The organism is Streptomyces sp. enrichment culture (genome assembly GCF_964273145.1).
Classification (GTDB): Bacteria; Actinomycetota; Actinomycetes; order Streptomycetales; family Streptomycetaceae; genus Streptomyces.
The window spans coordinates 4,460,605-4,472,418 of sequence record NZ_OZ186873.1 but is presented as its reverse complement, the minus strand read 5'-3'; the positions used below and the strand labels follow the sequence as shown (position 1 = coordinate 4,472,418).

The 11,814-nt window shown below is 69.7% G+C and carries 12 protein-coding genes; 3 read left to right on the top strand and 9 right to left on the bottom strand.

The window, feature by feature from the left end; translation table 11 throughout:
• Window positions 1-86 precede the first annotated feature (86 nt).
• The 3 genes from ACSU6Z_RS20305 (at window position 87) to ACSU6Z_RS20295 (ending at window position 3,873) form a co-directional block, all read left to right on the top strand.
• Window positions 87-1,277 (top strand): sensor histidine kinase, encoded by a 1,191-nt coding sequence (locus tag ACSU6Z_RS20305; RefSeq protein WP_437047567.1) that lies wholly within the window; start codon window positions 87-89, stop codon window positions 1,275-1,277.
• Window positions 1,274-1,930, top strand: coding sequence for a response regulator (locus ACSU6Z_RS20300; RefSeq protein ID WP_437047566.1), 657 nt, complete (start codon window positions 1,274-1,276; stop codon window positions 1,928-1,930). Before ACSU6Z_RS20305 ends, ACSU6Z_RS20300 begins: the two co-directional genes overlap by 4 nt.
• A 119-nt stretch (window positions 1,931-2,049) precedes the next feature.
• Window positions 2,050-3,873 carry a glycosyl hydrolase family 18 protein gene (locus ACSU6Z_RS20295; protein ID WP_437047564.1) on the top strand — a complete coding sequence of 608 codons (1,824 nt, stop codon included), beginning with the start codon at window positions 2,050-2,052 and terminating at the stop codon, window positions 3,871-3,873.
• Between the two features lie 30 nt (window positions 3,874-3,903).
• Here the strand turns inward: ACSU6Z_RS20295 and ACSU6Z_RS20290 are convergent, their stop codons facing one another.
• The 9 genes from ACSU6Z_RS20290 to atpB all read right to left on the bottom strand — a co-directional run bounded on the left by ACSU6Z_RS20290 (window position 3,904) and on the right by atpB (window position 11,691).
• Entirely contained in the window at window positions 3,904-4,350 is a 447-nt protein-coding gene (locus tag ACSU6Z_RS20290) for a DUF2550 domain-containing protein (protein ID WP_437047562.1), read from the bottom strand.
• Window positions 4,351-4,511: 161 nt separating this feature from the next.
• The gene (locus tag ACSU6Z_RS20285; protein WP_437047561.1) at window positions 4,512-4,886 is read right to left on the bottom strand and encodes a F0F1 ATP synthase subunit epsilon; all 375 of its coding nucleotides are present in this window, start codon (window positions 4,884-4,886) and stop codon (window positions 4,512-4,514) included.
• A gap of 130 nt (window positions 4,887-5,016) precedes the next feature.
• Window positions 5,017-6,465 carry a F0F1 ATP synthase subunit beta gene (gene atpD / locus ACSU6Z_RS20280; protein WP_437047559.1) on the bottom strand — a complete coding sequence of 483 codons (1,449 nt, stop codon included), beginning with the start codon at window positions 6,463-6,465 and terminating at the stop codon, window positions 5,017-5,019.
• Window positions 6,465-7,382, bottom strand: a complete 918-nt coding sequence (locus ACSU6Z_RS20275) for a F0F1 ATP synthase subunit gamma (protein WP_437047557.1) — start codon at window positions 7,380-7,382, stop codon at window positions 6,465-6,467. Before ACSU6Z_RS20275 ends, atpD begins: the two co-directional genes overlap by 1 nt.
• A gap of 21 nt (window positions 7,383-7,403) precedes the next feature.
• Entirely contained in the window at window positions 7,404-8,993 is a 1,590-nt protein-coding gene (gene atpA, locus ACSU6Z_RS20270; protein WP_437047555.1) for a F0F1 ATP synthase subunit alpha, read from the bottom strand.
• Window positions 8,994-9,131: 138 nt separating this feature from the next.
• Entirely contained in the window at window positions 9,132-9,947 is an 816-nt protein-coding gene (locus ACSU6Z_RS20265; RefSeq protein ID WP_437047553.1) for a F0F1 ATP synthase subunit delta, read from the bottom strand.
• The gene (locus tag ACSU6Z_RS20260) at window positions 9,944-10,498 is read right to left on the bottom strand and encodes a F0F1 ATP synthase subunit B (protein ID WP_358784186.1); all 555 of its coding nucleotides are present in this window, start codon (window positions 10,496-10,498) and stop codon (window positions 9,944-9,946) included. The genes ACSU6Z_RS20265 and ACSU6Z_RS20260 overlap by 4 nt, the downstream gene beginning before the upstream one ends.
• Window positions 10,499-10,539: 41 nt before the next feature.
• Window positions 10,540-10,782, bottom strand: a complete 243-nt coding sequence (locus tag ACSU6Z_RS20255) for a F0F1 ATP synthase subunit C (RefSeq protein WP_437047552.1) — start codon at window positions 10,780-10,782, stop codon at window positions 10,540-10,542.
• Window positions 10,783-10,860: 78 nt separating this feature from the next.
• Window positions 10,861-11,691 carry a F0F1 ATP synthase subunit A gene (gene atpB / locus ACSU6Z_RS20250; RefSeq protein WP_437050399.1) on the bottom strand — a complete coding sequence of 277 codons (831 nt, stop codon included), beginning with the start codon at window positions 11,689-11,691 and terminating at the stop codon, window positions 10,861-10,863.
• Window positions 11,692-11,814 lie beyond the last annotated feature (123 nt).

Below are 11,814 nucleotides of genomic sequence, written 5' to 3'. Positions count from 1 at the left end.
ACGAACTCGCGGTACATCGAAAGGTGCAGTCGGGGACCCTTCCCGGGCATCAGGCGAGTGCGGCACGTGCCGTGTTGGATGGGAGCATGGCCGCCCCTCGCCTCCCCCGACCGCACCGCTTCGACGCGTACGCCGCGCTCGCCGGGCTGCTCGGCGGGCTGCTGCTGTGGGGCATGGGCCTGGCGCCCCGGCCGGAGACCGAACCGATCGTGCTCTTCCCGGGCCCGTGGCCGCTCCTCGTCCCCCTCGTGGTGACCACGGCCTGCGAGCTGATGCGGCGGGCCGCCCCGCGCGTCGCCCTGCCGGTCGCCACGGCCGCGCTGGTCCTGGACACCGTGACCCAGGGCAACCTGGTCACACTGGTGATGTTCACGGACGTGACGTACGCGGCCGTGCTGTACGGCACCCCGGCCGCGGCCCGCCGCATCCCCTGGGTCACCGGGCTGCTGTCGGTGGCCGCCACGCTGGTGCCGTTCGCGGTGTGGCGGGTGCCCGAGGCGCTGCTGATCGGCGTGGCCTTCGGCGTCGTGTCGTTCGCGCCCGCCTCCACCGGCCTGATCGTCCGCAACCACCGCGACGCCGCCGAGGCCGCCCGGCTGCGCGCCGAACAGACGGCGCTGCTCGCCGAAATGGACCGCGCACAGGCGGTGAACGCCGAACGCGCCCGGATGGCACGCGAGTTGCACGACATGGTCGCCAACCACCTCTCGGCGATCGCCATCCACTCCACGGCCGCGCTCTCCCTGGACGACGCGGCGACCACCCGCCGGGCGCTGGAGGTGATCCGGGAGAACAGCGTCGAGGGCCTGGCGGAGATGCGGCGGCTGATCGGCCTCCTGCGCGACACCGGCGGTGACGGCGCGCCGTCCGCCGCCCCCACCCTGGACGGCCTGGACGCCCTGGCCGAGGGCGCCCGCGCCAACGGGCTCGACGTCCGCCTGGAGGCGGCGCACGGCGAGGGCCTGCCCGCGCCGGTGGAACTGGCCGCGTACCGGATCGTGCAGGAGTCCCTCACCAACGCGCTCAAGCACGCCGCCCCGGGCCCGGTCGGGGTGGCGCTCACCCGTGCCGACGGTGTCCTGCACGTGTGCGTGACCAGTCCCTACGGCGACCGCGACGGCCCGCGCGCGCCCGGTTCCGGTGCCGGCCTGGTCGGCATGCGGGAGCGGGCCGCGCTGCTGCGCGGCACGTTCGAGGCCGGTCCCGAGCCGGCCGGGGACGGCAAGATCTGGGTGGTCCGCGCCACCCTGCCCCTGACGGAAGGAGATCCCGCATGAGCCGACCGATCCGGGTCCTGGTCGCCGAGGACCAGTCCGCCGTCCGCGCCGGGCTGGTGCTCATCCTGGGCAGCGCGTCCGACATCGAGGTGGTGGGTGAGGCGGCGGACGGCGAGCAGGCGGTGGCGCTCGCCCGCGAGCTGCGGCCCGACCTGGTCCTGATGGACGTGCAGATGCCGCGGCTGGACGGGGTGTCGGCGACCCGGGAGGTGGTCGCCGGGCAACTGGCCGACGTGCTCGTGCTGACCACCTTCGACCTCGACGAGTACGTCTTCGGCGCGCTGCGCGCGGGCGCCGCCGGGTTCCTGCTGAAGAACACCGAGGCGAGGGACCTGATCGAGGCCGTGCGGACGGTGGCGCGCGGCGAGGGGATCGTCGCCCCGGCCGTCACCCGGCGCCTGATCGCCGAGTTCGCGGCGGGCTCCGCCGCCCGGCGGACGGCCGCCGATCCGGCCGTGCTGGAGAACCTCACCCGGCGCGAGCGCGAGGTGCTGTCGTGTCTGGGCGAGGGGCTGTCCAACGCCGCGATCGCCGAGCGGCTGGACATGGCCGAGGCGACGGTGAAGACGCACGTCAGCCGCCTGCTGGGAAAGCTGGGGCTGCGCAGCCGGGTGCAAGCGGCCATCCTCGCGCAGGAATGGGGGATCCGGTAGCCGCCCGGAACAAAGGTCCAGACCTATTGACCGGTGGTCCAGACCTTTCTATCCTCGCGGCACTGCGGGCGGCCAATTGGTCATGCCCACGCCATCCCCACACTCCAAGGAGGCGCACGATGCGCTTCAGGCACAGAGCGGCGGCAGGACTCGCCACCCTGGCACTCCCCCTGGCCGGCCTCGTAGCCCTCGCGCCCCCGGCCCAGGCGGCCACCAGCGCGACGGCCACCTACACCAAGACCCAGGACTGGGGCTCGGGCTTCGAAGGCAAGTGGACGGTGAGGAACACCGGCACCACGACCATCAACGCCTGGACCGTCGAGTGGGACTTCCCCTCCGGCACCAAGGTCACCTCCGCCTGGGACGCCACGGTCACCAACTCCGGCGACCACTGGACCGCCAGGAACCTCGGCTGGAACGGCACCCTCGCCCCCGGAGCCTCCGTCTCCTTCGGCTTCAACGGCTCCGGCACCGGCTCCCCGGCCGGCTGCAAGCTGAACGGCGGCTCCTGCGACGGCACCTCCGTCCCGGGTGACGCCGCCCCCTCGGCACCCGGCACCCCGACCGCCTCCGACATCACCGACACCTCGGTGAAGCTGTCCTGGCCGGCGGCGACCGACGACAGGGGCGTCAAGAACTACGACGTCCTGCGCGACGGCGCCAAGGTCGCGACCGTCACCGGCACGACGTACACGGACACCGGCCTGACCAAGGGCACCGACTACTCGTACGCGGTCCAGGCCCGCGACACCGCCGACCAGACCGGCCCGGCCAGCGGCGCCGTCAAGGTCCGCACCACCGGCACCGGCGACCCCGGCCCCCAGCCCGGCGAGAAGGCCAACCTCGGCTACTTCACCGAGTGGGGCGTCTACGGCCGCGACTACCACGTCAAGAACCTGGTGACCTCGGGCTCCGCCTCGAAGATCACGCACATCAACTACGCCTTCGGCAACGTCAAGAACGGCCAGTGCGCGGTCGACGACACCTTCGCCGCCTACGAGAAGTCCTACACCGCCGACCAGTCCGTCAGCGGCACCGCCGACACCTGGGACCAGCCGCTGCGCGGCAACTTCAACCAGCTGCGCCAGCTGAAGGCGAAGTACCCGCACATCAAGGTGCTGTACTCCTTCGGCGGCTGGACCTACTCCGGCGGCTTCGGCCAGGCCGCGCAGAACGCGGCGGCGTTCGCCAAGTCCTGCAAGGCCGTGGTGGAGGACCCGCGCTGGGCCGACGTCTTCGACGGCATCGACATCGACTGGGAGTACCCGAACGCCTGCGGCCTGACCTGCGACACCTCCGGGCCGGCGGCTTTCGCCAACCTCTCGAAGGCCCTGCGCGCCGAGTTCGGCGAGGACTACCTGGTCACCGCCGCCATCACCGCGGACGCCTCCAGCGGCGGCAAGATCGACGCGGCCGACTACGGCGGCGCCGCGCGGTACCTCGACTGGTACAACGTGATGACGTACGACTACTTCGGCGCCTGGGACAAGACCGGCCCGACCGCTCCCCACTCGCCGCTCACCTCGTACCCCGGCATCCCGAAGGAGGGCTTCACCTCCGCCGCCGCCATCGCCAAGCTGAAGGCCAAGGGCGTCCCGGCGAGCAAGCTGCTGCTCGGCATCGGCTTCTACGGCCGCGGCTGGACCGGCGTCACGCAGTCCGCGCCCGGCGGCACCGCCACCGGCCCGGCGGCCGGCACCTACGAGGCGGGCATCGAGGACTACAAGGTCCTCAAGAACTCCTGCCCGGCCACCGGCACCGTCGGCGGCACCGCGTACGCCCACTGCGGCAGCGACTGGTGGTCCTACGACACCCCGGCCACCATCAACTCCAAGATGGCCTGGGCCAAGAGCCAGGGCCTGGGCGGCGCCTTCTTCTGGGAGTTCAGCGGCGACACCGGCAACGGCGAGCTGGTCGGCGCGATCAGCAGCGGCCTGAAGTAGGCACGGCGAGCGCAACGAGCACAGCCGGCACTAAGCGACGTTGACGCGCTGACCGGGCGGGGCTGCCTCCAGCCACGCGAGGAATCCGGTCAGCGCGTCCTCGCTCATCGCCAGCTCCAGCCGGGCCCCCCGGTGCAGACAGATCAGGACCACGGAGTCCGACAGCAGCGCCAGCTCCTCCTCGCCGTCGGGGACTCGGCGGCCGGCCACCTCGATCGCCTCGCGTTCCAGGACGCGGCGCGGGCGGGGGGAGTACGAGAAGACGCGGAACCACTCGACGCGGTCACCGCTGTACCGGGCCACCCCGTAGGCCCAGCCCTTGCCGCCGGCGTCGCCCCGCTCGGGGGCGTCCCAGCGCAGGGAGCAGTCGAAGGTGCCGCCGGACCGCTGGATCAGCCGGCGGCGCAGACCGAAGACGAACAGTCCCACCACCACGAGGGCGACGACGATTCCGCACACAGTCAGAGCGAGGACCATCGGCACCGACCTCCTCGTCTCCTAGGTAACGGAACGTAAAAATCACCCACATCTGCCTCAGCCGCGACCGGGTCCGGATCACTCCGGTCCCAGCCGCGGCTGAGTCACGTCACAGTACGGCTCCCCCAGAGCCTAACGGCCCGGGAGGTGCCCCCGGTGGGTCAGCGCGCCGCCGCCGTGCGCAGTCGGACGTCCGCGCGGCGCTCGGCCGTGGTGTCGCCCTCGGCCTTCGCGCGCTCGAGCTCCCGCTCCGCGCGCTGGACATCGATCTCGTCCGACAGCTCGGCGATCTCGGCCAGCAGCGACAGCTTGTCGTCCGAGAACGAGATGAAACCGCCGTGCACCGCGGCGACGACCGTCCCACCGTCACTCGTACGGATGGTCACCGGTCCCGACTCCAGCACACCGAGCAGCGGCTGGTGACCGGGCATGACGCCGATGTCGCCGGACGTGGTGCGCGCGACGACCAGGGTGGCCTGGCCGGACCAGACCTCACGGTCGGCGGCGACCAGCGCGACGTGCAGCTCAGCAGCCAAGGGTGGCTCCTCGGGTCACCACCCGGCGGGAGAGCCGGGTGTTGGTTACAAGTCTAGTAGGCGTGGGTGAGGGGGCGGGACGCGCCCGCCCCCTCGGACGTGAGCACGGGGCCCACGGTGAGCGCGAGGCTCAGGAGACGCCCAGCTCCTTCGCGTTCTTCTTCAGGTCCTCGATACCACCGCACATGAAGAACGCCTGCTCGGGGAAGTGGTCGTACTCACCGTCGCAGATCGCGTTGAACGCGGCGATCGACTCGTCCAGCGGAACGTCCGAACCGTCCACGCCGGTGAACTGCTTGGCGACGTGGGTGTTCTGGGACAGGAAGCGCTCCACGCGACGGGCACGGTGGACGACGAGCTTGTCCTCCTCGCCGAGCTCGTCGATACCGAGGATCGCGATGATGTCCTGGAGGTCCTTGTACTTCTGCAGGATGTTCTTCACCCGCATCGCGGCGTTGTAGTGGTCCGCCGAGATGTAGCGCGGGTCCAGGATCCGGGACGTGGAGTCCAGCGGGTCCACGGCCGGGTAGATGCCCTTCTCCGAGATCGGACGGGAGAGAACCGTCGTCGCGTCGAGGTGGGCGAAGGTGGTGGCCGGGGCCGGGTCGGTCAGGTCGTCCGCGGGGACGTAGATCGCCTGCATCGAGGTGATCGAGTGACCGCGGGTCGAGGTGATGCGCTCCTGGAGGAGACCCATCTCGTCGGCCAGGTTCGGCTGGTAGCCCACCGCGGAGGGCATACGGCCGAGCAGGGTCGACACCTCGGAACCGGCCTGCGTGAAGCGGAAGATGTTGTCGATGAAGAACAGCACGTCCTGCTTCTGGACGTCGCGGAAGTACTCGGCCATGGTCAGGCCGGCCAGCGCGACGCGCAGACGGGTGCCCGGGGGCTCGTCCATCTGGCCGAAGACCAGCGCGGTCTTGTCGATGACGCCCGACTCGCTCATCTCGTCGATGAGGTCGTTGCCCTCACGGGTGCGCTCACCGACACCGGCGAACACCGACACACCGTCGTGGTTGTTGGCGACACGGTAGATCATCTCCTGGATGAGCACCGTCTTGCCGACGCCGGCGCCGCCGAACAGACCGATCTTGCCGCCCTTGACGTACGGGGTCAGCAGGTCGATGACCTTGATGCCGGTCTCGAACATCTCGGTCTTCGACTCGAGTTCGTCGAAGTTGGGCGCCTTGCGGTGGATCGGCCAGCGCTCGCCGTCGTAGGACTCGTCGACGTTCAGCACCTCACCGAGGGTGTTGAACACCTTGCCCTTGGTGAAGTCGCCGACCGGCACCGAGATGGCGGCGCCCGTGTCGGTCACCGGGGCCTGGCGGACCAGGCCGTCGGTGGGCTGCATGGAGATGGCGCGGACCAGGCCGTCACCCAGGTGCTGGGCGACCTCCAGGGTCAGCGTCTTGAGCTCGCCCGCGTTCGCCGGGTCGGCGACCTCGACGTGCAGGGCGTTGTAGATCTCCGGCATCGCGTCGACGGGGAACTCCACGTCGACGACCGGGCCGATGACCCGCGCGACGCGGCCGGTGGCCACGCCCGACGCAGCGGTCGGCTCAACAGTGGTGGTCATTAGTTGTCACTCCCCGCGGTCGCGTCGGCCAGGGCACTCGCGCCACCGACGATCTCGCTGATTTCCTGGGTGATTTCGGCCTGGCGGGCCGCGTTGGCAAGACGGGAGAGCGTGTTGATCAGCTCGCCCGCGTTGTCGGTGGCCGACTTCATCGCGCGCCGCGTGGCGGCGTGCTTGGAGGCGGCCGACTGGAGCAGCGCGTTGTAGATGCGGCTTTCCACGTAGCGCGGCAGCAGGGCGTCGAGGACGTCCTCCGCCGAAGGCTCGAAGTCGTACAGCGGAAGGATCTCGCCCTTCGTCGCCGACTCCTGAGCGGTCTCCTCGAGGCGCAGCGGAAGCATCCGGGCGTCGACCGCCGTCTGCGTCATCATCGAGACGAACTCGGTGTAGACGATGTGGAGCTCGTCCACGCCGCCGTCCGCCGTCTCCTTGCCGATGGCCTCGATCAGCGGAGCCGCGACCTTCTTGGCGTCCGCGTACGACGGCTCGTCGGTGAAGCCCGTGAACGACTCCGCGACCTTGCGCTCACGGAAGTTGTAGTGGGCGACGCCGCGCCGGCCGACGATGTACGTGTCGACCTGCTTGCCCTCGCGCTCCAGGCGCTCGGTCAGCTGCTCCGCCGCCTTGATGGCGTTGGAGTTGAAGGCGCCGGCCAGGCCGCGGTCGCTCGTGAGGAGCAGGACCGCGGCACGGGTCGGGTTCTCCGCCTCCGTGGTCAGCGGGTGCCTGGTGTTCGACCCGGTGCCGACCGCCGTGACCGCGCGGGTCAGTTCCCGCGCGTACGGCGTGGAGGCCGCCACCTTGCGCTGCGCCTTGACGACGCGCGAGGCGGCGATCATCTCCATCGCCTTGGTGATCTTCTTGGTCGCGGTGACGGATCGGATGCGACGCTTGTAGACCCGGAGCTGGGCTCCCATGAGTCAGGTCCCTTCCTTACGTCACTTGGCGGTGGACGGGGCGTCCTCGCCGAGCAGCTTGCCGTCCGAGGTCTCGAACTGCTTCTTGAACTCCGCGACGGCGTCGGCGATCGCCTGGATCGTGTCGTCGGACATCTTGGCGCCCTCGCGGATGGAGGTCATCAGACCCTGCTCCTTGCGGTGCAGGTAGTCCAGGAGCTCCTTCTCGAAGCGGCGGATGTCGGCGACCGGCACGTCGTCCATCCGGCCGGTGGTGCCGGCCCAGATCGAGACGACCTGGTCCTCGGTGGCCATCGGCTCGTACTGGTTCTGCTTCAGCAGCTCGACCATGCGCTGACCGCGCTCCAGCTGCGCCTTCGACGCGGCGTCCAGGTCGGAACCGAAGGCGGCGAAGGCCTCCAGCTCACGGAACTGGGCGAGGTCCACACGGAGGCGGCCGGAGACCTGGCGCATCGCCTTGTGCTGCGCGGAACCACCGACTCGGGAGACGGAGATGCCGACGTTCAGCGCGGGGCGCTGACCGGCGTTGAACAGGTCCGACTCCAGGAAGCACTGGCCGTCGGTGATGGAGATGACGTTGGTCGGGATGAACGCCGAGACGTCGTTGGCCTTGGTCTCGACGATCGGCAGACCGGTCATCGAGCCGGCACCCATGTCGTCGGAGAGCTTGGCGCAGCGCTCCAGCAGACGGGAGTGCAGGTAGAAGACGTCACCCGGGTAGGCCTCGCGGCCCGGCGGACGGCGCAGCAGCAGCGACACGGCGCGGTAGGCGTCGGCCTGCTTCGACAGGTCGTCGAAGATGATCAGGACGTGCTTGCCCTGGTACATCCAGTGCTGGCCGATGGCGGAGCCGGTGTACGGCGCCAGGTACTTGAAGCCGGCCGGGTCGGACGCCGGGGCGGCGACGATGGTCGTGTACTCCAGCGCGCCGTTCTCCTCCAGCGCGCGGCGGACCGACGCGATGGTGGAGCCCTTCTGGCCGATGGCGACGTAGATGCAGCGGACCTGCTTCTTCGGGTCGCCGGTGCGCCAGTTGTCACGCTGGTTGATGATCGTGTCGACGGCCAGGGCGGTCTTGCCGGTCTGGCGGTCGCCGATGATCAGCTGACGCTGACCGCGGCCGATCGGGGTCATGGCGTCGACGGCCTTGTAGCCGGTCTCCATCGGCTCGTGCACCGACTTGCGCTGCATGACCGTGGGGGCCTGCAGTTCGAGGGCGCGGCGGCCCTCGGTCTCGATCTCGCCGAGGCCGTCGATCGGGTTGCCGAGGGGGTCGACGACGCGGCCGAGGTAGCCCTCGCCCACGGCGACCGACAGGACCTCGCCGGTGCGGGTGACCGGCTGGCCCTCCTCGATGCCGCTGAACTCGCCGAGGACGATGGCACCGATCTCGCGCTCCTCCAGGTTGAGGGCGAGGCCGAGGGTGCCGTCCTCGAACTTCAGCAGTTCGTTGGCCATGGCCGAGGGCAGGCCCTCGACCTTCGCGATGCCGTCGCCGGCAAGGGTGACCGTACCGACCTCCTCGCGCGAGGCCGCGTCCGGCTTGTACGACTGGACGAAGTTCTCCAGTGCGTCCCGGATCTCCTCCGGCCGGATCGTGAGCTCCGCCATCTGAGTTCCCTGCTCTCCTTGTTGGGCCCGAAGTTTCTTTGGGGGATCTGGGGGCTCCCCCCAGAAACTTTGCAATCCTCTGCACGGCCCAACCAGGGCCGTAAGTACGTACTGCGTGTTCAGTTGCCGCGGTGCCGCTCAGCCCGCCAGGCGGCGGCCGGCGTCCTCGAGGCGGTCCGCGATGGAGCCGTTGATGACCTCATCGCCGACCTGCACCCGGATCCCGCCGAGGACCTCGGGGTCCACGTCGAGGTTGAGGTGCATCGGACGGCCGTAGAGCTTCGCGAGGGTGGCGCCCAGGCGCTGCTTCTGCGCGTCGCTCAGCGGGACCGCCGACGTGACGACGGCGACCATGCGGTTGCGTCGTTCGGCGGCGAGCTTGGACAGGGACTCCAGTCCCGACTCCAGGCTACGTCCCCGCGGCGCGGTCACGAGGCGCGTGACCAGACGCTCGGTGCCCGGCTTGGCCCGGCCGCCGAGCAGCTGGCGCATCAGCCCGGCCTTGGCCGAAGGGGTGGCCTTGCGGTCGGTCAGCGCGGCCCGCAGCTCGGTGCTGCCGGAGACGATCCGGCCGAACCGGAACAGCTCGTCCTCGACCTCGTCGAGCGTGCCGTCCTTCTGCGCGGCGGTGAGGTCGGCGGTGTTCGCCAGCTCCTCCAGCGCGTCCACCAGGTCGCGCGACTGCGACCAGCGGGAGCGCACCATGCCGGCCACCAGGTCGGCGGCCGGGCCGCTGACCTGGGTGCCGAGCAGGCGCTGGACCAGTTCGGCCTTGGCCTCACCGGACTGCGCCGGGTCGGTCAGGACCCGACGCAGCGACACCTCGCGGTCGAGCAGCGCGGTGACGGCGGCCAGCTCGTCGGCGAGCGAGCCCGCGTCCACGGACGTGGAGTCCGTCAGCGCGTCGAGACGCTCACGGGCGGCTGCCAGGGCCTCGCGGCTCGCTCCGTTCATCGCGTGGCCTCGGCCTTCGTCGCCTTGTCGTCGAGCTCGTCGAGGAACCGGTCGATGACGCGGCTCTGCCGGGCGTGGTCCTCGAGGGACTCGCCGACGAGCTTGCCGGCCAGTTCGGTGGCGAGCTTGCCGACGTCCTGGCGCAGCGCGGACGCGGCGGCCTTGCGGTCGGCCTCGATCTGGGCGTGACCGGCGGCGATGATCTCCTCACGCTGCCGCTGGCCCTCCGCGCGCATCTCGGCGATGAGCGCGGCACCCTGCTCCTGCGCCTCCTGGCGCAGGCGCGCGGCCTCGTGCCGGGCCTCGGCGAGCTGAGCCTTGTACTGCTCGAGCACGCTCTGGGCCTCGGTCTGGGCGGCCTCGGCCTTCTCGATACCGCCCTCGATGGCCTCGCGGCGCTCGTCCAGAACCTTGTTGATGTTCGGGAGGAGCTTCTTGGCGAGGAAGAAGAAGACGATGGCGAAAGCGATCAGGCCGATGACGAGCTCTGGGATCGCGGGGATCAGAGGATTCTGCTCCTCTTCCGCCGCCAGCTGTACCAGGGCGTTCACATCAGTGCCTTCCGTCTAAGGGAGTTGCGTCGAAGCGCGGTTCAGCTACGGAAGAGGAAGCCCATGACGATACCGATCAGCGCCAGGGCCTCACAGAAGGCGAAGCCCATGATCTGGTTGGCGCGGATCAGACCGGCCGCCTCGGGCTGGCGGGCCAGGGCCTGCGTACCCATGCCGAAGATGATGCCGACGCCGATGCCGGGGCCGATCGCAGCGAGGCCGTAGCCGATCGAACCGAGGTTGCCGGTGAGGCCGTCGGCGGCGAGGGTCTGGAGAGCGGACATGCCGGTTCTTCCTTCTCTTTGCATATACCGGTGGGGGTTGGCCACCGGACAGTCAGGTGGACAGGGAGGCGAGGTGGCTCAGTGGTGCTCGGCGAGAGCGCCCTGAACGTAGCTGCAGGCGAGGAGTACGAAGACGTACGCCTGAACAGCCTGGATGAAGAGCTCGAACGCGGTGAGGAGGATGGTCATCACGAACGAGGCGCCAGCGTAGACGATGCCCAGACCGTTCAGCAGGTACCAGCTGCCGATCGTGAAGGTCAGCAGAAGCAGGTGACCGGCGAACATGTTCGCGAAGAGCCGGACCGCGTGGGTGAACGGCCGGATCAGGACGTTCGAGAAGAAGTCGATGACGACGATCACCGGGAGCACGGCGCCCAGCTTCTTGTCGTAACCGGTGATGTTCTTCAGGCCTCCGACGAAGCCGTGCTTCTTGAACGTCAGGTACATCCACAGGATGTAGACGATGGCGGCCAGCCCCGCGGGGAAGGCGATCAGGGAGGTCACCGGGAACTGCGCCACCGGGACGATGGACCACAGGTTCATGATCCAGATGAAGAAGAACAGCGAGACCATGAGCGGCACGTACTTCTCGCCGTCCCGCTTGCCGAGGGTCTCGTAGACGATGCCGCGGCGCACGAAGTCGTAGCCGGCCTCACCGATCATCTGCAGCTTGCCCGGCACGAGCTTCGGCTTGGCGAACGCGGCCCAGAAGAAGGCGACGATCGCGACCGTGCCGAGCAGCGCGAGCAGCATCGGCTTGTTGAACTCGAACCCGCCGACGGTGAAGAGCGGCTTGAAGACAAAGGAATGCAGGCCGGGAGCCGGGAATCCACACCCTTCGAAGATGTGGCAGTCGGTCTCGAAGGCGAGCACCTGCGTTGGGTCAGCACTCACCGCGGGCTCCTTCAGCGTGGCGCATAGGTACGGCAACCTCGTTGTGTCGGCGCGGCACGCGGCCGCGGTTCGGCACTGGACTGGTGTTACGGATGTGGGGGCGGCTGAGGGGCATCGAGCCTCGCAGTCGGGCAGGCG

Bases quoted from the DNA above. Each gene is read 5' to 3' on its own strand.
- atpA (WP_437047555.1), bottom strand. From the start codon at position 8,993: ATGGCGGAGCTCACGATCCGGCCGGAGGAGATCCGGGACGCACTGGAG.
- ACSU6Z_RS20300 (WP_437047566.1), top strand. From the start codon at position 1,274: ATGAGCCGACCGATCCGGGTCCTGGTCGCCGAGGACCAGTCCGCCGTC.
- ACSU6Z_RS20265 (WP_437047553.1), bottom strand. From the start codon at position 9,947: ATGAACGGAGCGAGCCGCGAGGCCCTGGCAGCCGCCCGTGAGCGTCTC.
- ACSU6Z_RS20255 (WP_437047552.1), bottom strand. From the start codon at position 10,782: ATGTCCGCTCTCCAGACCCTCGCCGCCGACGGCCTCACCGGCAACCTC.
- ACSU6Z_RS20275 (WP_437047557.1), bottom strand. From the start codon at position 7,382: ATGGGAGCCCAGCTCCGGGTCTACAAGCGTCGCATCCGATCCGTCACC.
- ACSU6Z_RS20295 (WP_437047564.1), top strand. From the start codon at position 2,050: ATGCGCTTCAGGCACAGAGCGGCGGCAGGACTCGCCACCCTGGCACTC.
- ACSU6Z_RS20305 (WP_437047567.1), top strand. From the start codon at position 87: ATGGCCGCCCCTCGCCTCCCCCGACCGCACCGCTTCGACGCGTACGCC.
- ACSU6Z_RS20290 (WP_437047562.1), bottom strand. From the start codon at position 4,350: ATGGTCCTCGCTCTGACTGTGTGCGGAATCGTCGTCGCCCTCGTGGTG.
- atpD (WP_437047559.1), bottom strand. From the start codon at position 6,465: ATGACCACCACTGTTGAGCCGACCGCTGCGTCGGGCGTGGCCACCGGC.